The sequence below is a fragment of the Caballeronia sordidicola genome (assembly GCF_001544455.2).
In the GTDB taxonomy this organism is placed as follows: Bacteria; Pseudomonadota; Gammaproteobacteria; order Burkholderiales; family Burkholderiaceae; genus Caballeronia; species Caballeronia sordidicola.
Map to the genome: position 1 here is coordinate 163,776 of NZ_FCOC02000014.1, position 22,986 is coordinate 186,761.

Here is a 22,986-nt window from a genome sequence, read left to right on the forward strand (position 1 = left end):
GCGCCGATGAACATTTCCCGCCTGTTTATTCTCAGACCCGTAGCCACGCTGCTGCTGATGATCGCCCTCGTGCTGGTGGGCATTGTCGCCGTGCGCGTATTGCCGGTTTCCTCGCTGCCCAACGTCGACTATCCGACCATCCAGGTGCAAACCTTCTATCCGGGTGCGAGCCCGGACGTGATGGCGACGACCGTCACCGCGCCGCTCGAAGTGCAACTGGGCGAGATTCCCGGCTTGCAGCAGATGACGTCCTACAGCTCGGACGGCGCTTCGGTCATCACCTTGCAGTTCGACTTGTCGCTGAACCTCGATATTGCCGAGCAGAACGTCCAGCAGGCCATCAACGCGGCCAACAGCTTCCTGCCGAGCGGCCTGCCGGCGCCGCCGACCTATGCCAAGGTCAATCCGGCCGACCAGCCGATCCTGACGCTCGCGGTCACCTCCACGTCGATGTCGCTCACGCAACTCGAAGACGCCGCCAACAACCGTCTCGGCACGAAGATCTCGGAAGTGTCGGGCGTGGGTGTCGTCACCACCAGCGGCGGCAATGTCCCTGCCATTCGCGTGGAAGCGGACCCTCAGAAACTGGCCGCGTACGGGCTGAACCTCGACGACCTGCGCACGCTGCTCAGCTACGTCAACGTGAGCCAGCCCAAGGGCAACTTCGACGGCCCGGATCTGGACTACACCATCAACGGCAACGACCAGATCACCGATCCGAAGGACTACCTGAACACGGTCGTCGCGTATCAGAACGGCGCGCCGGTATTCATGCGCGACGTCGCCAAGGTGACCCAGGCGCCCCAGGACGTGGAGCGCGGCGCGTGGTACAACGGCACGCCGGCAATCGTGCTCAACGTGCAGCGCCAGCCGGGCGCGAACGTGATCGCGACCGTCAACCAGATCATGAAGCAGTTGCCGCAGCTCGAATCCACGCTGCCAGCCGGCATGAAGGTCACGGTTGTGTCGGACAGCACGGGCGTGATCCGTTCGTCAGTATCCGACGCCGCGTTCGAACTCGTGCTTGCCATCGTGCTGGTGGTCGCCGTGATCTTCGTGTTCTTGCGCAACGTGCCGGCCACCATCATTCCGAGCATTTCGGTGCCGGTCTCGCTGATCGGCACGCTGGCAGTGATGTATCAGTTGAACTACTCCATCGATAACCTCTCGCTGATGGCGCTGATCATCGCCACCGGCTTCGTGGTCGATGACTCGATTGTGATGATCGAGAACATCGTGCGTTATCTGGAGGAAGGCAAGACGCCGCTAGAAGCCGCGCTCGAAGGCGCGGGGCAGATCGGCTTCACCATTCTCTCGCTGACCATCTCGCTGATCGCGGTGCTGATTCCGCTGCTCTTCATGGGCGGCGTGATCGGGCGCCTCTTCAGCGAGTTCGCGGTGACGCTCGCGGTCACCATCGTGCTGTCGGCGGTGGTCTCGCTGACCGTGGTGCCCATGCTCTGCGCGCGGTTGTTGCGCGCGCAGGCGGAGCGCCACCCGAGCCGCTTCGAGCGCATCAGCGAAGGTCTCTTCGATAAAACCCTCGCGGCGTATGAACGGGGCCTGCGCTGGGTACTCGATCACCAGATCCTCACGCTGATGGTGGCGATCGGCACGGTTGTACTGACCGGCGTGCTGTACGTGGTGATCCCGAAGGGCCTCTTTCCGACGCAGGACGTCGGTGTGATCGAGGGTATCAGCGTGGCCGACAACTCGGTGTCCTACAAGGCGATGGTCACGCGCCAGCGGGCGCTCGCCGACGCGATCCTGAAAGATCCCGATGTCACGTCGCTCACTTCCTACGTGGGTATCGACGGCACGAATTCCACACTGAACAATGGCCGTTTCCTGATCAACCTGCGCGATCGCGACAAGCGTTCGGACACGGCGCAGGAAATCGCGCGGCGTTTGCAGCAGGAAGTCGCCAACGTATCGGGCATCAAGCTTTACATGCAGCCTGAGCAAGACCTGACGCTCGACACCACGGTCTCGCCGAACCAGTACAGCTTCGTGCTGCGCGGGCCGAACCAGCAGGCGTTCCAGAAGTACGTCCCGGAACTGATCGCGCGCCTGAAGCAAATTCCGTCTCTCGCCGACGTTCAAAGCGACATGAACACCGACGGCATGAGCGTGAACGTGGAGGTCAACCGGCAACTGGCCGCGCGTTTCGGCATCACGCCGGCGACCATCGATAACGCGCTGTACGACGCCCTCGGCCAGCGCATTGTCTCGACCATCTTCCAGCAGTCGGATCAGTACCGGGTGATTCTCGTGGCGAGACCCGAGTCGTTGCCCACCGTCGGATCGATAGGCGATCTCTACCTGCCAAGCCAGACGAGCAGCACGGGGCAAGTGCCGCTCTCGGCCATCGCGAAGATCCAGATCACCAAGTCTGCGCTCGTGATCAGTCATCTGGCGCAGTTTCCGGCCGTCACCATCTCGTTCAATCTGGCGCCGGGCGCGTCCCTGAGCACGGCGGTCGACCGCATTCACGAAGCCGAACAGGCGGTCAAGCTGCCGCCGTCGATTACGTCGTCGCTGCAAGGCGCGGCGCAGGCGTTCCAGGATTCGCTCTCGAGCGAGGTGTATCTGCTGATCGCCGCGCTGGTCGCCGTGTATATCGTGCTCGGCGTGCTTTATGAAAGCTTCATTCATCCGGTGACGATTCTCTCCACATTGCCATCGGCGGGAATTGGCGCGTTGCTTGCGTTGATGATCGCGGGCAGCGACCTGGATGTGATCGGCATTATCGGGATCGTGCTGCTGATCGGCATTGTGAAAAAGAACGCCATCATGATGGTGGACTTCGCGCTCGACGCCGAACGCAACCACGGCAAATCCGCGCGCGATGCGATCTTCGAGGCGTCGCTGCTGCGCTTCCGGCCCATCCTGATGACAACGCTCGCAGCCATGCTCGGCGCATTGCCCATGCTGCTCGGCAGCGGCACGGGGTCGGAACTGCGCCGGCCGCTCGGGCTTGCGATCATCGGCGGATTGACGCTGAGCCAGATGCTCACGCTCTTCACCACGCCGGTGATTTACCTGTTCTTCGACCGCATGGCGACGCGTGTGCAGAGCCGGCGCAATCGCCGGAGCAACCTGCCTGACACGCCGACGGAGCAGGCGCCGTGAACATCTCGGCGTTATTCATCCGGCGCCCGGTCGCGACCACGCTTCTGGCAATCGCGATCCTGATCTCGGGCGCGCTCGCCTATTTCCGGCTGCCGGTCGCGCCGCTGCCGAACATCGCCTTCCCGGTGATCGTGGTGCAGGCCAACATGGCGGGCGCGAGCCCGAACATCATGGCCTCCACGGTGGCCGAACCGCTCGAACGGCGGCTCGGCACGATTGCGGGCGTGGAGGAACTGACATCGATCAGCTACGTGGGTTCTTCGATGATCGTGGTCGAGTTCGCCTTGAACCGCGATATCAACGGCGCCGCGCGCGACGTGGAAGCGGCCATCCAGGCCGCGCGCGCCGACTTGCCGACCACGCTGCGCGCCAATCCGACGTATCGCCAGTACAACCCGGCGGACTCGCCGATCATGGTGCTCGCGCTGACCTCCGACACACTCACCAAAGCGCAACTCTACGACTCCGCCGATTCGGTGATCCAGCAGCAGCTCTCGCAGGTGAATGGCGTGGGCCAGATCACGCTGGGCGGCGGCGCGTTGCCTTCGGTGCGCGTCGAGTTGCAGCCGGGCAAGCTGAGCAGCTATGGAATCGGCCTGGAAGACGTGCGCGCGGCAATCTCGGCGGCCAACGCGGACAGCGCCAAGGGTCATATCGATCAGGGCGACCAGCGCTACGTGGTCGTGTCCAACGACCAGATCACCAAGGCGGCGCCTTACCGGCAACTCGTGGTCGCATACCGAAATGGCGCGCCGGTGCTGCTAAGCGATGTCGCCCAGGTGCGCGACTCCAACGAGAACATCCGCAACGCCGGGCTCTTCAACGCAAAGTCGGCGATCCTGGTCATTGTCTACCCAATGCCCGGCAGCAATGTCGTCAACACGGTCAGGCAGATCCGGAACGTGCTGCCTTCCATCGAAGCAACGCTGCCGAGCAGCGTTCACGTCAACGTCGCGATCGACCGCTCGGAGTCGGTACGGGCGTCGGTGGGCGACACCGAGCGCACGTTGTTCATTGCCGTGCTGCTGGTGGTGGGGGTAGTGTTCATCTTCCTGCAGTCGCCGCGCGCCACGCTCGTGCCGGCGGTCGCGTTGCCGCTGTCGATCGTGGGCACTTTCGGACCGATGTACCTGCTTGGCTACAGCATCGACAACCTCTCGCTGATGGCGCTGACCATTGGCACGGGTTTCGTGGTGGACGACGCCGTGGTGGTGCTGGAGAACATCGTGCGTCATCTCGAACTCGGGCTCGGTCCAAAAGAGGCCGCGTTGAAAGGCAGCGCCGAAGTAGGCTTCACGGTGATTTCCATGAGCCTGTCCCTGATCGCAGTGTTCCTGCCAATCCTGCTGATGCCGGGCATCGTGGGCTTGCTGTTCCATGAGTTCGCGGTCGTGCTTTCGATTGCGATCCTGATCTCGCTCGTGATCTCGCTCACGGTCACGCCGGCCATGTGCGCCTATGTGCTGAGCCGCGAGAACGCCGGACACGCGCAGGCACGCTGGGCGCGCTGGGTCGAAACGCAGTTCGAGCGTTTCAAGAATGCCTACGCGCGTTCGCTCGCAGCCGTGCTCGATCACTCGCTGCTGGTGATCCTGTTGCTGATCGGCTTGCTGATCGCGAACGTGTTCCTGTTCAAGCTCGTGCCCGCCACGTTCTTTCCTGAGCAGGACACGGGCATATTGATCGGGCAGATCATCGCGGACCAGAGCATCTCCTTCCCGGCGATGCAAAAGAAACTCGCCCAGTTGCAGCAGATCGTGCAGAAGGATCCGGCGGTTGCATCGGTCGCCGGATTCACGGGCGGCCGCGCGCTCAACACGGCGAACGTGTTCATTGAACTCAAGCCGCTCGCGCAACGCCATGTCACCGCAACCGAAGTGGTCAACCGCCTGCGGCCAAAGCTCAATCAGGTGTCGGGCGCGCGGCTCTTCGTGCAGGCGCAGCAGGATCTGCGAATCGGCGGCCGGCAGTCCGCCGCCGAATACCAGTACACACTGACAAGCGATGACTCCGCCGCGCTGTTCGCCTGGACGCCCAAGCTGGTGACCGCGCTCAACAAGGATCGCAGCGCCCTGCTCGACGTCAACTCGGACCTCCAGCAAAACGGCTTGCAGACCTACGTCAACTTCAACCGCGCGACGGCGGCACGGTACGGTTTTGCACCCAATCAAATCGATAACGTGCTGTACGACGCGTTCGGCCAGCGCACGGTATCGACCATTTACAATGCGCTCAATCAGTACTTCGTGGTGATGGAAGTGGCGCCGGAGTACTGGCAATATCCGCAAACGCTCAAGCAGATTTTCCTGAGCACGGCCGCGGGCAATCCTACCGGCACGCAGCAAACGCAAATGCCGGGCGCGACGGTCAAGGGCGTGACAGGCGCGAGTGCGGTCAGCGCTGCGTCGAGTGCGTCTAGCACGAACTCGCTCAACTCCAATGCGCAAGCCAACGCGACCACCAACAGCATTTCCAACAGCAAGGGCGGCAGTTCGAGCGGCAGTGCAGACAGTACATCGGCCGAGACCATGGTGCCGTTGCCCGCGCTCGCCAGCTACGTGAGCAACCATACGTCGACGCAGGTCAACCATCAGAGCGGGCTGGTCGCCGCGACCATTTCGTTCAACCTGCCGCCTGGCGGATCGTTGAGCAACGCCCAGGAAGCGCTTCAGAACGCGGCTCGCGAGATCGGTATGCCGGCGAGCATCCATGGGGCATTCGCGGGCGCGGCGCAAGCCTACGCCCAGTCGATGGGCACGGTCCCGCTCCTGATCCTCGCCGCGCTCGGCGTGGTGTACATCGTGCTCGGCATACTTTATGAGAGCTCGATTCACCCGCTCACGATCCTGTCGACACTGCCATCGGCCGGGATTGGCGCGACGCTCGCGTTGCTGATTTCCGGCACGCCGTTTTCCGTGATCGCGCTGATCGGCATCATCCTGCTGATCGGCATTGTCAAGAAGAACGGGATCATGATGGTCGATGTGGCAATCCAGATGCAGCGCAATGAAGGCATGGCGGCTCGCGACGCGATTCATGCAGCGGCGGTCGTGCGTCTGCGGCCGATCATGATGACGACCTTCGCGGCTGTCCTTGGCGCGGTGCCGCTTGCCATCGGCATTGGCCAGGGCGCGTCGCTGCGCCAGCCGCTCGGCATTACCGTGATGGGCGGACTGATCGTGAGCCAGCTTTTCACGCTTTACACCACGCCGGTGATCTACCTGTACCTGGACCGGTTGCGTTTCAAGCTCGTCAGATGGTCTTCGGGACTGCCGTGGAACCGGCAAGCCGACACGCTCGGGCAAACGGATACGAAGGCATGAAGATGAAGATTTCCCGCACACCCCTCGCCGCCACGGCGGCCCTGCTGCTCGGCGGCTGCATGGTCGGTCCGGACTATCACCGGCCGCCCGTCAGCGTGCCGGCGACGTTCAGCGAACTGCCCGGATGGACGCAGGCGCACCCGGATGCCGACGGGCCCAAGGGCGCCTGGTGGACCGGCTTCAACGATCCGCTGCTCAACGAACTCGAACCGCTGGTGGAAGTCTCCAACCAGACCGTGCGCCAGGACTATGCCAACTATCAGGAAGCGCTCGCCGAGGTGAAGGTGGCGCGCTCGGGCCTGTTTCCGACCATCGGCGTAACGGGTTCAGCTACACGGCAGCGTAGTGCAACGGGAACATCGAATGCGAGCTTGAGCCGTGGCCTTGGCAACATCCAGACGGTGAACAACTCGGGCTCGCTGGAAGGCAATGTCAGTTGGGCGCCCGACCTGTGGGGTTCGGTGCGCCGCACGATCGAGCAGAATGCAGCCACCGCGCAGGCGAGTGAAGCGACGCTCGCGAATGCTACGCTCTCCGAACAGATTGCGCTCGCGACCGCCGTGATCGAATTACGAACGAGCGACGCAAATATCGACCTGTTGCAGCAAACCGTGAAGGCGTACCAGCACTATCTACAAGTGGTCTCCGATCAGGACCAGTTTGGCATTGTCCCGCCTTCCGATGTATTGACCGCGCGCAGCCAGCTTGAAAACGCGCAATCGAGCCTGATCGCGCTCGGCGTTTCCCGCGCCCAAGACGCGCATGCAATTGCAGTACTGGTCGGCAAGAACCCGGAAGACCTCGATATTCCGCACAGCACCGCTATGCCAAGCCTGCCGGCAATTCCGGTCGGCGTTCCGTCTACACTGCTGCAGCGCAGGCCCGACATTGCGACTGCCGAGCGCCAGATGGCGTCGCAGAATGCAGCAATCGGCGTGGCGGTGGCGGCGTACTACCCGACGGTATCGCTCTCGGCGCTGGACGGCTTCACCCAGTCGCCGCTGGGCGGCTTGCTTCATGTAGCGAACTACGTGTGGTCGCTTGGCGGCAGCGCGACCGAAACGCTATTCGATGGCGGCGAGCGCAGCGGCGAAGTCGCGGCGGCCAAGGCTGCCTATCAGGCGGCCTTGGCCAACTATCGCGGCACGGTGCTGACCGCGTTCGAGGATGTGGAGAACGACCTGTCCGGTTTGCGCATCCTGGCCGAGCAGTCCGACACACTCGACGGCGCTGTGCGCGACGCCACGCGCGCCGCCGAAATCGCGCTTAACGAATATCAGGCGGGGACCGTGGATTACACCACCGTCGCCACCGCGCTGGCAACGCAGTTGAACAGTCAGCAAACGGCATTGAACGTGCAGGAGTCGCGTCTGCTCGACGCGGCGTCGCTCATTGGCGATCTGGGTGGCGGCTGGTCCGACAGTCTCCTTCACGATGCGCGCAACGCAGAGGTCCCGAAGTAAATCAGGAGCGGAAATCCGCAGACAAATTCCGCACCCATTGGCTAGGCGCTGGCATACGCGAGTACCATATATGTTTATCTACGCCGTCACGAGCCTTGCTGCACCGAGCAAATGCGGTCCTTAATTCAGGCTCTTAGCCATGCCAGAAAATCCACAAAAGTCCGACGCCAACACACCGGCGAATCCGGGGCCGGGCGGCACGCCGTCGGGAAAACCTGAACGCTGGCAGCCGTCCCAGGCAATGCGCCATATCCTGATGGTGATCGTGGGCTTTATCGCTCTCGTTATCGTGTCGAGCGTCGTGCTTTATCACACCGTCATGTACGGCGACGCGATTGAAAACTTCGGCATTGTCATGATGCTGACCGTGCCGGTCATCGCCGCCGTGGCGTTTCGCGTGGCGCTGGATTCCTGGCTGGACCGGGAATGAACGGCTGCGCCCCGGCACTTGTTTTTCATGTGAATGCTTCGAGCAATGCTCACCGCGCCCAGGCGTCGCGCAGGACGCGGTTCGCCCCGGCGAAACCGCTCTAATGAAAATTCACGATATAGGAATAGCGAATCGATATTGGCGTCCGCCGTTTCGATCCACCAATAATCCGGTTTGAAATCCGGACATGGGTGCATCGAAGTTTTCCCTTTTTCATCAGGACGGCAATGAGCAATACTCAAACAACAAGCTCTCCTTACAAAGCTGAAAGCAATCCTCAACAATCCGTGAGCGGACCATTGCGGACCGAAGACTGGTGGGCGGTGTGGATCGGTCTCGGGATCATCGTCGTGGCCTACTTGCTGTTCGCCTCGGGCACGAGCATCAAGTGGCTGGCCGTCGCGCCGGCCAAATGGGCCAGCATTGGACAGGCTTCCTCCGACCTCGTGCAGCATCTGCCGAACTACATCGCGCTGTTCGTGCTCTTCGCCATCCTGTTCGGCATCGCGGCCGCGGCGCTGGGTCAACGCGCCACGCAGTTCCTGCCCGGCTTTCTCGCCGTCTTCGTGCTCTCGACACTGATCTTCGTGGCCGGCGCGTGGGTGAATTCATCGACCTACAACCTTGAGCCGCCCTTGATCGCGCTGGCGCTGGGCCTGGTCGTGTCGAACCTGGTGACACTGCCCGCGTGGCTCGTGCCAGCCTTGCGGGTCGAGTTCTATATCAAGGTCGGTATTGTCCTGCTCGGCGCCACGCTGCCTTTCACCTTGCTCGTGTGGGCGGGACCGGTCGCAATCGGACAGGCGACCATCGTCTCGCTGATCACGTTCTTCGTGATCTTCCTGGCCGCTCGCGCGCTCGGACTCGACAAACGATTTGCCGCCGTGCTCGGCGTCGGCGGCGCGGTATGCGGCGTATCTGCGGCCATTGCCATTGCCGGTGCTGTTCGGGCGAAACGTGAACAGGCGTCGGTGGCGATTACGCTTGTGGTGGTCTGGGCCATCGTCATGGTGTTCGCGCTGCCCTTCGCTTCGCGCTCGTTCGGCCTGCCAACGGGCGTGGCGGGCGCGTGGATCGGCACATCCGAATTCGCCGATGCCGCCGGTATCGCCGCCGCGCAAGCCTACGGCGATCTCGCCAGGCACGCTGGAAACGCCATTGCAGGTGCCCCGGAAGCATCGCTGCAGGCGTTCACCCTGATGAAGGTGGTCGGGCGCGACATCTGGATCGGTATCTGGGCTTTTGTACTTGCGATAGTCGCGACGACACGCTGGGACCGCGGCGAAGCCGGCGCCGTGAAAACCGAAACGACCGCGAAGGAAATCTGGACGCGTTTCCCGAAGTTCGTGATTGGCTTTCTCATTGCGTCCGCGCTCGTCACGTGGATCGGCAGCCATTATTCCCTCGCGCAATACAGGAGCGTCGTGACGCCCGCTTTCGTTGCGCCCATCACGGCGCTGCGAACCTGGGCGTTCACATTCTGCTTCCTGAGCATTGGATTGACCACACGGCTTGGCCGTCTTTCGGCGACCGGCGCGAAACCCTTTTTGGCGTTCACGGCGGGCGTGGTGGTGAATGTGGTGATCGGTTACTTGCTCTCCGTGCATGTGTTCTCCGCTTACTGGAGCTCGCTCGGTCAATGAACGCAATCGCGGCGCAAACACTAGCCGATAACACCGCAACGCGGCTTTGCCGCAACTGCCGGCATCGAGAGCACGATCGCGCCGCGCTCGAAGCCATGATCCCTGGACTTGGATCGTTCGGCTCCGCGTTCGGCGCGAGTCTCGGTGAATCGCGGCTTTGCCGGCTGCGCGATCAACTGGTGTCTCCACGCGATTCCTGCGCGCAATTTAGTGAACAGTAAGCCGCGCCCGGCGCACGGCGAGTCAATGCCTGCAAGCATGCGCGCTCATAACCTTATGGCGTTTCATTCGTTCAGGTTTGGCTCACGCAGGTATAGCTTTGAAAGTCCTGACTTACGGTCACGATTAGGGTCACGAGGAACGACAATGAGCACGACATTCGAAGAACGCCCGCAGGCGGACGCGGCACACGCGGTCCAGGCCGAGTTGAATTATCTAAGGGCGGGTGAAGGCCGTCCGGTGAGCTACACCTACGAGCCGCCTCCCGGCGTGCCCTGGACATCGGGCGAACTCGAAGCACGGCGGGTGACAATCCAGGACGCCCGCGGCCTCGCCGCGGCGGGCGAACTGTCTCTCGACAAGAGCGGTTTCCAGCACGTCCGGCACGCGAGCGCGCTCACCGACTTCGGCAATGAAGACGCGATCCGCTCGACGTATTACTCCGAATCGGAACAACTGTTGCTCAAGGCCACGGGCGCGGAAAAAATCGTCGTCTTCGATCACACCATTCGCGACAGCAAAAGCGGCTCACGCAGCACCGCATATTTGCGCGAACCCGTACGGCGCGTTCACAACGATCAGACGTTCGTATCGGGACCGCGTCGCGTGCGCGACCATTTGCCTGCGGATGAAGCCGCGCAACGCCTGCAGCGCCGCTTCGCGATCATCAACCTGTGGCGTCCGCTCGATGTAGTGGAACAATTGCCGCTCGCGCTATGCGACGCGCGCTCGATTGACCCCGCCGATGTGGTGCCTGGCGACCTGGTGTACAGGGACAAGGTTGGCGAGACGTTTTCGTTCACCTATAACCCTGCTCATCGCTGGTACTACTTCCCGAGGCTGCGGCCCGACGAAGCGCTGTTGCTGAAGATCTATGATTCGCGCGAGGACGGCACCGCGCGCCTGACCGCGCACACCGCTTTCGAGGATCCTGCGACGCAACCTGACGCCGCGCCCCGCCGGAGCATCGAACTTCGGGCGCTGGTTTTCTGGAAGGATTGAGAGGCTACGGTTAAAGCGTTGCGCATGGGTATTGCACAACGCTCTTTAACCGGCCCGCATTTGCGCAAGCGGCTCAGGCAAGTCCTCGCGGCGCGGCGACCGTTACATCGATCTGCGATGGCAACAGCTTGAGCTTATAAAAAGCATCTGCGATGCGTTGCTGATTCGCGAGGGCATCGCGCGAAACAGGTTCGGTGCCGTACTTGAGCCGCGTGAGCGCCGTGATGACGATAGGTTGCGGTATTCCCCACAAGCGCGAAAATTCGGCTGCCGCCTGCTCGCGATTCGTCGATATCCAGTGATCCGTAGCGCCGATCTCTTCCAGCACGGCGCGCAGCACGTCGTCGTTCTTCGCCACGTAATTACGCGACGTGAAATAGAACGCGCGGTTCTGGACCACGCCCGTGCCATCCGCAATGATTCGCGCCCGGCCTGTTGCCTGGACGACCGCCAGGAACGGGTCCCATATTGCCCAGGCGTCGACCGCTTTTTGCTCGAATGCCGCTCGGGCATCAGCGGGAGAAAGCCAGACCGGCGTCACGTCGGCGTAGTCAATGTTCGCGTTCTCCAGCAATCTCAACAGCAGGAAATGCGTGTTCGACCCCTTGGTCAACGCAATGCGCTTGCCCTTCAACTGAGCGACCGATTTCACCGGCGAATCGTCCGGCACCACAAGCGCTTCGCTGGCAGGCCGCTGCGCCGTCTGGCCGTAGTAGACGAACGGCGCGCCCGCTGCCTGCGCGAATACAGGGGGCGCTTCGCCTACATCGCCAAAGTCGATGGAACCCACGTTCAATGCTTCAAGCTGCGGCGGCCCGGATGGAAACTCGGTCCATTGAACGCTCACGCCAAGCGGCGCCAGCCGATGTTCCAGGGTTCCACGGCCTTTGAGAATGCTTAGCAAACCCTTCTGATAACCAATGCGCAGCGACCTTGCGTTCTGTGCGGAATGACCTTGCGCGTGAGCAAGCGGCAGCGCGCCCGAGGCTGCAAGCGCAAGACCGCTTGCTACAAAACGACGGCGACTTGAAGAGTGAAAACGATTCATGGATCAGTGGCAATGGAAGCGTGACAAGCGAGCTTGGCGCTGGCGGTTGCCGCGCATCGTAAGCATACGGGCGGCGATTTGCCGAACCAAAGAACAAGAAACGCAATGCTTATTCATGCGCGAACATGAACCGTGCTCGCGGCCTTACGCACCTCGCGGCGCGGCCGATCAACATATCGATATCGGATTTGCTTCGTTCTCAAGCGTGGATCAACCGTTTAAGTTCTTATGCAAACTGCGTCTTGCGCTTTGATCTCTCACACACTTTTAAGCTCCTATGCCTGAATGGAAACCGCTGGTTATCGCCGTCGTCCTGAGCGCTGCCTTGGCGTCAATGGCGAGTCACGCCGCGCAGTCTAACGAGTTGCGCGTCGGGTTTGTTCCCGGTCCTTATGCCGATGAATTCAAACTCGGCGTCGAGCCGCTATTGCGCCAGAAAGGTTATTCGATCAAGTATGTCGAGTTCAGTACCGGACTTGAGGCAAATCAGGCGGTGTATCGCGGGGAAATAGCAGCCGATGTCATGCAGCATGAGGTCTATCTGAAGTCCTATAACGAGAGAAACGGGACTGACCTCGTCGGTGTCGTGCAGGTCCCTACTCCGCCAATGGGACTTTATTCCAGGAAGCACCACGCTCTCACCGAGGTCAAGGCTGGCACGACGGTCGCCGTTCCAAATGACCCCGTCAATCTGGAACGCGCGCTGAAGATTCTCCAGCGAATCGGCTGGATCAAGATCAAGCCAAACGCCAATCCCGTGGATGTCACCGAGCGGGATGTCATTGCCAATCCCGCTGGCATCAAGATCGTTCCGCTGGAATCGGCGCAAGCGCCGCGCGCGTTGGACGACGTCGACTTCGCCGCAATCCAGGGAAACTTCGCCATTTTCAGCGGCTACAAACTGACCGATGCGCTTGCGCTCGAACAGATGACGCCGCCTTATATCAACCAGGTCGTGGTCAAGGCCGCGAACAAATCCACGCCCGTGACGCAGGCGATCGTCAGTGCTTATCAGTCAGCCTCTTTCCAGCAGGCAATCCTCAATAATCACTTCTACGATGGCTTTCGCCTGCCCGAATACTTTGCGCGGAAGCAATAATCCCGGACTGTCTTCCGGCATTGATCAAGACCCGGGACAATTCAGAACTTCTCTGTCCAGGGCCTGATCTCGATTTCCCACGACCACGCGCTGCGATGCTGACGCAAGAGGTCGACGTAAGACTGGGCGACGGCGTCGGGGTCGAGCGTGTTGTCCTGTGAGTCGGCCCGATGCTCCGAGCGCACGCTGCCATCAACAACAATATGCGCCACGTGAATGCCCTTGGGCGCCAGTTCGCGCGCCGCGCTTTGCGCCAAGCCGCGCAAAGCGAACTTGCCCATGGCGAAGGGAGCGGACAATGGGAAGCCTTTAACGCCAGCGGTCGCGCCTGTCAGCAGGATTGCGCCTTTGCCGGGTGGCTCCATGCGCTTTGCCGCCTCGCGCACCGAATAGAAAGCGCCCAGCGCCGAGACAGCGACCGCCTGCTCGACCTGCGCGGGGTCGAGTTCCGCAATGGGACCACGGACCCGGCCGCTCGCGTTGTAGATCACGATCTCAGGCGCGCCGATACGGGCTTCCGTTTCGGCGAAAAGCCGTTCGACCTGAGTGGCATCGGCGGCGTCGGCCTGAAGCGCGATGGCGCCCGTTTGATTGACGAGCGCCGCCAGCTTGCCGATATCTCGCGCGGCCACGACAACCGCAATCCCGGCTTCGCGCAGGAGACGGGTAAGAGAGCCGCTGATGCCAGCACCGGCGCCAATAATGAGTGCACTGCGATAAGGAATGTCGATCATGGTTTCACCGTGGTGATAGGTGTCGGAAACGATATCAGGTTCCGGCTCCGCCTGTTATTCCACCCGGAAAGCAAACAAGGCGGACAATTCCGAAAGGAAATCCGGATCGGTGATCGGGTCAATATTGATAAGGTCGATTTCCGCTAGCACGCGCCGGAGCGGGCACGGCTGACCGGAATGGCTGGCGGCACGCTGCAGTGCACGAACACCCGCACCGCTTGCGCGCCCGTTTGTGTTTCGGGCCGTCGCTCTGCCCCCATGCCGATGTCAATGAATCTTGGGGAAACCGTGGCGCTCGGCGAGCAGGTCCAGGATGCGACGCGTGTCGGTCACGAAGCGCTTGTTACCCAGCGTCCTGGCATCCGGCGGTATCGGATGTTCGTCTCCGAGAACCAGCACAGGCAAACTCTGGTGGTCCGCATCAAGCGCGGCGATGGCGGCCTCGCGCGGGCGCGCGAACGGCAGGCGGCGAATTTCCAGACCCGCGGCCTTCGCCGGATCGCTGGAGAGCAAGCCTTCGACAGGCGCGCTATCCGGGCAGACGAAACGTTCTCCGGGATATTTGGGATCGGTGAAACCCGGCTCCAGCAGCAACAACAGGTCTTGGCTCACGATTAAAAAGTCCTCGTAGCAATTAATAGGGCAGGCAGCTTGCCATGCAGTCGCTCCAAACGCCGCCTTCTGTCTTGAGGCATTACCTCACAACGTGACAATGTAATCGCCGGTTGGCGGCCTTGCTCTATCAATTTAAGCTTTGCATACGCGCTTTGCTGCAAAGACGTGTGCTGTGGGCATCTACAAACAACGCCGCTTTTGCTTACACCTCAACGGCCGCGGTCATTGACCTATGACTTGATTTAAACGACCTAAAGCGCATGTTATACGCATGAACAATGCCCCGGTTTATAACCGGTGGACTGCTTAGCATAGGTCAATTAATCGTTTTGGCATGAGCATTGGGATAATTAAGATCGCGCATCTTAAGCCTCTCGAGAACTTGCCGAATGCCCTGGAGACCTGCAAAGCCAATTCCCGCCGTCCGGTTAAGCCTTACGGATCGTCTGGCAAGCATGCCGACCGTCGAACAATTGAACGAAATCGAAAAATCTCTTGATGCAGAATTTGGCAAGCCCTATATCCCAACAGGGAACACGGATTGGCCATATATCAGGGACTTTTATACGGTTTGCAAACAGCAAGTCGATGAAGCAGCCAAAAGCTGCAGACATCCTGCGCGTCCGGTGTTGTTCGCGCTGAGCTCCTCTTCGGATCGCGTCCAGAACACGAGCGTCTCGTGCGCTTCGTTCGATGCGATCGTGGTCACAGCCGGACTGATCCAAGTGATTCATCGCGAATCAGCCGAACTGGCGCGGCACGCGCTCGCTGCGGGTTTGCATCACTCGAAGTCGATAGCGCGGTCATTAGTAAATCGCCTCGGCCATAGTCGCGATACCGCGGCCATGCTCGCCGCTTTCATAAGCGAAACGTGGATCGGCCTGATCGTGGCACGCGAATTCATACACATTGCAACGGGCTACGATACGTTTGCGGGCAACGACCCGCTGGTTCGCCAAGCACGCGAATTCGACGCCGATGTCCAAGCCATCTTTATGCTTAACCAGCGAGCGGAAGGCAACGGACGCCTGGGCGCCCTGCTTCCCGATCTCGTTGGTGTCCCGCTTTTCGAGTGGCTGAAGGAGGACGCGGCGCGCGGCGCATGGCTGACGGCGCTTGCGCTCTCATTGACCTGGCTGGATATATCGACTTCACGCTTTACCTCTGGGACCGGTCAACGCCTGTTGAACGCGTTCGAAGCGCAAGCCCGGATCATCTCCGCGCTCCACCCAGGAACGATTTTCCCGATCCGCGAAGTCCAGAACGAGGCGCTCAATGCCCTCGCACTTTGCAAGGGCGAGCTTATGGTCGATCGCATCGTCCGCTTGCAAGCTGCGACCAAGCGCGTGTCGATGCAAGCCGAAATCGCGTTTGCAACCCAGTACACGCATGCATCGCGTGAAGGTAAAGCGCGTCTGGTACTTGACGTGATGCGGATCGATCGTTATAGCGAAAGCCAAACGCTGCTAACGCAAACGTTTGTAAAGTCACTTGGCGCTGCGTGGGCCACGAATCGGGTGACGGTCAACGCTCAGGGACATTTTTCCAGGGAAAGTCTCGTGCAATGGTGGTGCGAAGACGCACCCCGGCCCTCTGCAACCGACAGCGGCCAAGTCACGACAGCGCGCGCCGCTGTGCGTAGGCGCACGGCTTAGTTGGCGCGGGAGCAAGCCATCTACCGCCATGCATTGGAATCTGCACTGAATATGCAAAGCAAAAATCGTTGATTGTTGAAACCGCTTTCGCGACAAAGAATATGCGTCGAGCGTTTCCACCCTCTTGCATCCTCTTCCAGCCAATCAACAATCCAACAATGCGGAGCAGACAATGAGCCAAGCCAGGCGTCAGATCAAGCTAGGTGCTTTCCTGATGGAGACGGGGCATCATGTTGCCGCCTGGCGTCACGCCAAGACGCATCTGACCGGCGGACTGGACTTTGCTCATTACGCTCAACTTGCGCAGATCGCAGAGCGCGCCAAGTTCGACGCGGTTTTTTTCGCAGACAGCGTAGGCATCCGCGACACGAATCTGGCGTCGCTTTCTAGAACCGCACGCGCCGATCATTTCGAACCCCTAACGTTGCTCGCCGCGTTATCCGTTGCCACCACGCACATCGGCTTGATCGCGACGGTCTCCACCACATTCAACGTCGCGCGCAAATTCGCCTCGCTCGATCACCTGAGCGGCGGCCGATCTGGGTGGAACCTGGTGACATCGAGCAGCGAAACTGAAGCGCTCAATTTCGGCTTCGAGCAACACCCGGCGCACGCGGTCCGATACGAACGTGCGCGCGAGTTCCTGGACGTTGTCACGGGCCTTTGGGACAGTTGGGAGGACGACGCGTTCGTCCGCGACAGGGAAAGCGGAATTTATTTCGATCCCGGCAAGCTGCACGTGCTGAATCATCGCGGCCCGCATTTCAAGGTGCGCGGCCCGCTCAACGTCGCGCGCTCGCCGCAAGGCTGGCCGGTGGTCGTGCAAGCAGGCGCGTCGGATGCGGGCCGCGAACTTGCCGCGCAAACCGCCGAGGTGATCTTTGTCGCGCACCAGACACTCGACGAAGCGAAGGCGTTTTACCGCGACGTGAAAGGCAGGCTCGGGCGCTACGGACGGCGCCCCGAGGATCTCAAGATCATGCCGGGTATCTTGCCGGTCATCGGCAAGACACACGACGAGGCCCGCGCCAAGTTCAATGCGCTACAGGACCTGATTCATCCCGATGTCGGCCTCGCATTGTTATCGAAGATGACAGGCGGCGTCGATTTGTCCGCATATCCGGTCGAAGGACCCTTGCCCGATCTGCCCGAAACGAATGGCGGCAAAAGCCGGCAGCAATTGCTGTTCGATCTGGCGCGGCGACGGGAAAACCTCAGCATTCGCGACCTTTACCTGCGCATAGCCGGCGCGCGCGGACACCAGCAGATCGTCGGCACGCCAGAGAGTATTGCGGATCAACTGCAGCAATGGTTTGAGGAAGAAGGCGCGGATGGTTTCAACATCATGTCGCCATGGTTGCCAGGCGGACTCACTGAATTCGCCGAGCTGGTCGTACCCGAATTGCAGCGGCGCGGGCTGTTTCGCACGGAATACGAAGGCAAGACGCTACGCAAGAATCTCGGCCTGCCGCGGCCCGAAAACCGGCATGCCCAGGTTGCTCGACAACGCCTTGCAGGATGAGGTCATTTCCTTAGTACCAACATCGATGGCCGGTTATCGCGGCCACGCCTCCCACCGTACTCGCCGCCGGTACCGTAACCACCAAATGGCTCACCATCGCCTGTGTATTTTTCTTATAAATTTTGTATACCTAATCAGCATGTTTGAGAAGACGCGAAATCCAGCTTGGTCCTGGCGCGGTTTCAGGATGCATCGGATCCGCTTGCTAAACGCCGCTTACCGGCGCTACACCCACTTCATCGACGCATGCACGAAACAAGCTCCGGTGCATAGGCTAGCTGCCCGTGGCTGATAACTGCCGGATCATTTTCATGTAAAGAAAATTCCAATAGCTTCGTTGCGACGAAGCAGACGCGATGCTTCAATCTAGCGCTCTGAGCGCGATGAATTCATCCAGGCACGCACACTGGGCTCTTGCATTCAGTAACCGGAGACGGTCGCTTCAAGATCAGATCCGTATCCAGTTTTCGAATCCCTTCAGACATTCGCAATATCTAAAAGCCAAGGAACGCAGGCCAATGTCCGTCCAGCTTGTGCAAGATACGTCCTCCGTTGAGCCGACGTTAGATCAGGGTCATTCAAAGGCCAGCCACGCTCCCGTTCGCCGCAGCCGCGAGCAGATCCTCGCAGACCTTCCCTCTGTTGCGAAGGAAATCGCGAAAGGCGCAGTTGCTCGCGAACTCGGCCGGGAGTTGCCGTTCGAGATTTTCCGCACGCTTCGCCAGACCGGACTGACTTGGCTACGCGTGCCCGAACAACTGGGCGGCCCCGGCGGAACGCTTGCCGACCAGGTCGAAATCATTTGCACGCTCGCCGCCGCCGACTCGAATGTGGCGCATGCATTGCGTAGCCATTTTGGATTTCTCGAATCCATCGCGGTCGATCCACGCGCGCCGCTCAGCCGCAAATATGTGCAGGAGGTGCTTGACGGCAAACTCTTCGGTGGCGCCCATATGGAGATCAATACGCCGCGTCCGAACATGTTGCGTACGAAACTGGTCAAGCATGGCGACAGATACATTCTGACGGGCAAGAAATACTATGCGACTGGCGCAGCCTTTTGCGATTACACCAGCTTCACGGCCTTGGACGAAGCAGGCCGCGTGACCAGCGCGCTGGTTCCCGCCAACCGCAAGGGCGTGCAGATCCTCGATGACTGGGACGGCATGGGCCAGCGCCTGACGGCAAGCGGCGGCGTGGATCTCGACGACGTGGAAGTATTTCCGGACGAGATCACATCCCGGCTGGACGGCGATCCCTTCGTTCGCCGTCACAATGCAACACGCGCGCAGTTGCACCTTGTGGCATGCATTGCCGGCATCGTGCGAAATGTCTTTAGCGACGCAGTGGGATATGCGCAAAAACAGGCGCGCTCGGCCAAGCACAGTCATTCGGAAACCGCGCGCGGCGATCACTTCGTGCAGCAGGTCGTGGGCGATATCGCCGCCGCGACTCACGCCATTGACGTGATCATTGCCGACGTGGCAAAAACGCTCGATATCGCTGCGGCCGGCATTGTGGCGGGCGCACCCAACCTTGATGAACTCGTCATGGCAAGCGCGCTCGCGAACTCGAAGGCGCAGATCGTGGTCGGCAAGCTTGCCATTCGCGCGGCTGAAAAACTTTTCGATACTGGCGGCGGGTCGGCGACCTCACGCAAGTACGACTTCGATCGCCATTGGCGAAATATCCGCACGATCCTCAATCACAATCCACTTCTTCTAAAGGGGCGCGTGATAGGCGATTTTTACCTGAACGGCGCGCGCGCTGATTTCGATGAAGGCCGCGTGTTTTGATTGATCCGCGTGGCTGCTGCGCCGTGGGAACCGCAACCCGCGCGGACGCAGATGACGCACGCGCGCGCGCAATGACAAGCGATCGGAAAACCGAAAAATTACGACACAACGAAATAAGAAATAGTTCGTTAGGATCAGAAACTATTTTTGTTATCGTGCGGTTGCACTTCAGTAAATGACTTTCCCGATTAGTTCAGTTTCCGCCTCTCTGCGCCAGAGGATGGGCGACTTCGCGCGCCCTTCTCCGGCTTGATTGAGAACGCACTGTCAATTCCATTTAATCGCCTTTCGCCCGCCAACTCAAGCAAGCGGATGAGGATTGCATCAAGGATTAATATGTCTCGGCCTGATAGACGAAACGCTCGTGTCTCGAAGCGCAGTACGCCGCGGCTGGCCGCCATTTCGGTGGCGCTCGGAGGTTTGTATGGCGCCGGAGCATGGGCGCAATCGGTAACAGCCGGCAGTGATATCGCGAAAGTTCAGGACGTCGTGGTCACCACGGGCTCCCGTGGCGACACGAAGACCGTGGCCGACAGCCTCGCGCCTATTTCGGTCATCAGCGACGCCGAGCTCGCGAAAACCGGCAAGCAGAATCTTCGCGATGCACTGGCGTCGCTCGACCCCACGTATGCCAACGTGCCGGGCTTCAAGGGCCAGCAGGGGATTGGCGTGAATACCGCCAGCTTGCGCGGTCTGAGCGGCAATGAGGTGCTGGTGCTGGTGAACGGCAAGCGCCGGCATTCGTCGGCTGTTGTCATTGCCGGTATTGGCGGAACGGGAACCGATCTCGACCTGATTCCGGTCAGTGCGATCGATCATATCGAGATCCTTAAAGATGGTGCTGCCGCGCAGTATGGGTCGGATGCCATTGCGGGCGTGATCAACATCATTCTCAAGTCCGATTCCAGCGGTGGCAGCCTGAGCGGCGAGTACGGACAGAACGCGAATGCAAATGTGGGCGGCCTTGGACAGAATGGAAGAACCGGGAATTTTTCGCTGAACCAGGGCATAGCGCTTCCGCACGGAGGCTCGCTGAACCTGAGCGCTGCGGTCGTCACCCAGAAAGATACGAACGTGGCCGGCCCCGTACCGAACAATACGAACATCTACCCCTTGCTTCCAAATGGTTCACCCGATCCGCGAGAGACCACCAACTCCCGTTACCGGCAGATCATGGGGCAACCGAATACGCAGACGCAAAATTTCTCTTATAACTTCAATCTGCCGATCAACGACTCCATTCAGGTTTATTCGAACGCAACATACAGCCACCGGTTTTCCCAGGGATTCGGGACCTACCGGTCGGCGAGTTCGTCGCAGAACAACCTGTCGTTTTATCCGGAGGGATTCCTGCCGCAATTCGCGGTGCAGGACAACGACTATCAGGTGGTCGCGGGCGTCAAGGGAACCAATCTGCTCGGCTGGGACTGGGACCTGAGCACATCGTATGGGCGTGACGACGCAAGGGTCGAGAACAACAACGCGCTGAGTCCTTCCTTTGGGCCCGCGAGCGCCACCAATTTTTATCTGGGCACGCTGGTCGCGGGCGAATGGACCACCAACCTCGACCTCACCCGCAAGTTCAACACGGGCCTGTTCGACAAACCCTTGCAGGTGTCCTTCGGTTTCGAGCATCGGTACGATGAGTTCCAGCAAACCGTGGGCGACTATCAATCGTATGCGCAAGGTGGCTACGTGCCTGCCACCGGCCCGTTTGCGGGCCAGCCCATCTCCCCTGGGTCCGCCGGCATGGGCGGTTTCTCGCCGGCTGCGGCGGGCTCCTACGGCCGTACCAACGACGCCGCGTACATCGACCTGGCCCAGGCGCTCACGAGCAAGTGGACGGTCGACCTGGCGGGCCGCTTCGAACACTACAACCAGGGCGTGGGGAACGTCGCAAGCGGCAAGCTTTCCACGCGCTACGAGTTCTCCCCGGCTCTCGCGGTTCGCGGCACCGTCAGCAACGGCTTTGCAGCGCCCTCGTTGCAGGACACATATTTCACGAACATCAGTTCCAGTTATAACCGCGACGTCTTCACCGGCGCATGGATCCAGCAGATCGCCAAGCTGGTCCCCGCTTCGAACCCCGCTGCGCAGGCATTGGGCGCGACCGCGCTCAAGCCGGAAAAATCGACTAGCTTCAGCGTCGGCTTCGTGCTCAAGCCAATCGAGCGGCTCAATGTTTCCGTGGATGCCTACCAGATCGTGATCGAGGACCGCATTGTCCAGTCGACCGCGCTGCAAGGCTCAGCCGTCCAGGCGTTGCTGACCGCTGCAGGCCAAAGCCCTAACCAGACAGTGTCGTATTTTGCGAATGCAGGCACGACCGTGACACAGGGCGTCGACGTCATAGCGGATTACTTCACACCGTTGGGTAAATACGGCGACGTGAAGTGGACCTTGATGAGCACGCAGCAGAACCAGCAGATTCGCAGCTTGAACAATCCGGGCATCTTGAGCGCGAAGGGCGTTCAGTTGATTGGACGCGACGCGCAGGGGCGCCTGACCGTGGCGAATCCAAAGAACATCACGTCGCTGTCCGGTGACTGGACCTACGGCAAGTTCGGTCTCTTCGTGAAGGAAACACGCTATTCGAGTGTTACCGGACTCAATGCAATTTCCGCAGATCGCGACGAGCACGTGCCCGCGGCTTTCATTACCGATCTCAACCTGAGCTATTGGCTCACGAAGAAATCGAGGCTGTCCATTGGCGCGAACAACCTGTTCAACAAGAAGCCGCCCAATCTTCCCGACGCCGCCATCCAGTATTTCGGCTTCCCCGTTTCCACGCCGAATCCGAGCTGGTATTCGCCTTACGGGGTGAACGGAGGCTTCTATTACGCGCGTCTCGACGTGGTGTGGTAATCAAGGAATGCGATGACATACGAAACCGTTTCTCCCGCTGACATTCCAGGCAGCCCGCTCGCCAATGCGTTCAAGCAGCCCCTGATGCTGGGCGTCTTCCTGAACCTCCAGGACATCCGCCTGTCCACTTTGCCGACGACTTCGACGTGGACCTTCGACTACAACGCGGACGTCGTGCGTAAAGCCGACGAACTCGGTTTCGATCTCGCGTTCAGCCGCACGCAATGGCTGCCAAAAGGCGGCTATGACGGCGAGGCCTCGCTCGATGCATTCATCGCCCTCGGCGCCATGGCCGCGATCACCAAGAACATCCTGCTGATTTCGACCATCCATGTGCTTTATGGCCCCATCCATCCGCTGCACCTGGCCAAGTACGGCGCCACGCTCGATCATATTTCCAAGGGCCGCTGGGGCATCAACATCGTGACCGGGCATCGCGC

Annotated in this window: 16 protein-coding genes; 13 read left to right on the top strand and 3 right to left on the bottom strand. The window is 60.5% G+C overall.

Annotation, left to right across the window (positions count from 1 at the left end):
* Nucleotides 1–6: 6 nt before the first annotated feature.
* The 7 genes from AWB64_RS21190 to AWB64_RS21220 all read left to right on the top strand — a co-directional run bounded on the left by AWB64_RS21190 (nt 7) and on the right by AWB64_RS21220 (nt 11,212).
* Nucleotides 7–3,132, top strand: coding sequence for an efflux RND transporter permease subunit (locus tag AWB64_RS21190; protein ID WP_060857383.1), 3,126 nt, complete (start codon nt 7–9; stop codon nt 3,130–3,132).
* Nucleotides 3,129–6,455: an efflux RND transporter permease subunit gene (locus tag AWB64_RS21195; protein WP_060857384.1), complete on the top strand. Its 3,327-nt coding sequence runs from the start codon at nt 3,129–3,131 to the stop codon at nt 6,453–6,455. The genes AWB64_RS21190 and AWB64_RS21195 overlap by 4 nt, the downstream gene beginning before the upstream one ends.
* Before the next feature lie 2 nt (nt 6,456–6,457).
* Entirely contained in the window at nt 6,458–7,918 is a 1,461-nt protein-coding gene (locus tag AWB64_RS21200; protein ID WP_060857419.1) for an efflux transporter outer membrane subunit, read from the top strand.
* 139 nt (nt 7,919–8,057) lie between these two features.
* On the top strand, nt 8,058–8,348 hold the full coding sequence (locus AWB64_RS21205; protein WP_060857385.1) for a hypothetical protein: 291 nt from the start codon (nt 8,058–8,060) through the stop codon (nt 8,346–8,348).
* 227 nt (nt 8,349–8,575) lie between these two features.
* Entirely contained in the window at nt 8,576–9,991 is a 1,416-nt protein-coding gene (locus AWB64_RS21210) for a YeiH family protein (protein ID WP_060857386.1), read from the top strand.
* Complete coding sequence (locus tag AWB64_RS30995; protein WP_075643317.1) at nt 9,988–10,212, top strand: hypothetical protein; 225 nt, start codon at nt 9,988–9,990, stop codon at nt 10,210–10,212. Before AWB64_RS21210 ends, AWB64_RS30995 begins: the two co-directional genes overlap by 4 nt.
* 145 nt (nt 10,213–10,357) lie before the next feature.
* Entirely contained in the window at nt 10,358–11,212 is an 855-nt protein-coding gene (locus AWB64_RS21220; protein ID WP_060857388.1) for a CmcJ/NvfI family oxidoreductase, read from the top strand.
* Nucleotides 11,213–11,285: 73 nt separating this feature from the next.
* On the opposite strand, the gene AWB64_RS21225 is transcribed toward AWB64_RS21220, so the two are convergent.
* Entirely contained in the window at nt 11,286–12,260 is a 975-nt protein-coding gene (locus tag AWB64_RS21225) for a sulfonate ABC transporter substrate-binding protein (protein WP_060857389.1), read from the bottom strand.
* A gap of 277 nt (nt 12,261–12,537) precedes the next feature.
* On the opposite strand from AWB64_RS21225, the gene AWB64_RS21235 reads away from it, so the two are divergent.
* Complete coding sequence (locus tag AWB64_RS21235; RefSeq protein WP_060857391.1) at nt 12,538–13,359, top strand: MetQ/NlpA family ABC transporter substrate-binding protein; 822 nt, start codon at nt 12,538–12,540, stop codon at nt 13,357–13,359.
* A gap of 41 nt (nt 13,360–13,400) precedes the next feature.
* Here the strand turns inward: AWB64_RS21235 and AWB64_RS21240 are convergent, their stop codons facing one another.
* Both AWB64_RS21240 and AWB64_RS21245 read right to left on the bottom strand, forming a co-directional pair.
* Nucleotides 13,401–14,093, bottom strand: coding sequence for an SDR family NAD(P)-dependent oxidoreductase (locus AWB64_RS21240; RefSeq protein WP_060857392.1), 693 nt, complete (start codon nt 14,091–14,093; stop codon nt 13,401–13,403).
* 267 nt (nt 14,094–14,360) lie between these two features.
* Nucleotides 14,361–14,705 carry a DUF3088 domain-containing protein gene (locus tag AWB64_RS21245; protein ID WP_060857393.1) on the bottom strand — a complete coding sequence of 115 codons (345 nt, stop codon included), beginning with the start codon at nt 14,703–14,705 and terminating at the stop codon, nt 14,361–14,363.
* A gap of 458 nt (nt 14,706–15,163) precedes the next feature.
* Between AWB64_RS21245 and AWB64_RS21250 the strand changes: the two genes are divergently transcribed.
* The 5 genes from AWB64_RS21250 to AWB64_RS21270 form a co-directional block, all read left to right on the top strand.
* Nucleotides 15,164–16,363: a hypothetical protein gene (locus tag AWB64_RS21250; RefSeq protein WP_060857394.1), complete on the top strand. Its 1,200-nt coding sequence runs from the start codon at nt 15,164–15,166 to the stop codon at nt 16,361–16,363.
* Nucleotides 16,364–16,535: 172 nt separating this feature from the next.
* On the top strand, nt 16,536–17,885 hold the full coding sequence (locus tag AWB64_RS21255; RefSeq protein WP_060857395.1) for an LLM class flavin-dependent oxidoreductase: 1,350 nt from the start codon (nt 16,536–16,538) through the stop codon (nt 17,883–17,885).
* 518 nt (nt 17,886–18,403) lie between these two features.
* Nucleotides 18,404–19,681: an acyl-CoA dehydrogenase family protein gene (locus tag AWB64_RS21260; protein WP_060857396.1), complete on the top strand. Its 1,278-nt coding sequence runs from the start codon at nt 18,404–18,406 to the stop codon at nt 19,679–19,681.
* A 336-nt stretch (nt 19,682–20,017) separates the two neighbouring features.
* Nucleotides 20,018–22,546: a TonB-dependent receptor plug domain-containing protein gene (locus AWB64_RS21265; RefSeq protein WP_060857397.1), complete on the top strand. Its 2,529-nt coding sequence runs from the start codon at nt 20,018–20,020 to the stop codon at nt 22,544–22,546.
* Between the two features lie 12 nt (nt 22,547–22,558).
* Nucleotides 22,559–22,986 (top strand): LLM class flavin-dependent oxidoreductase (locus AWB64_RS21270; protein ID WP_157766667.1); only part of this gene is annotated, 428 nt, incomplete at its 3' end.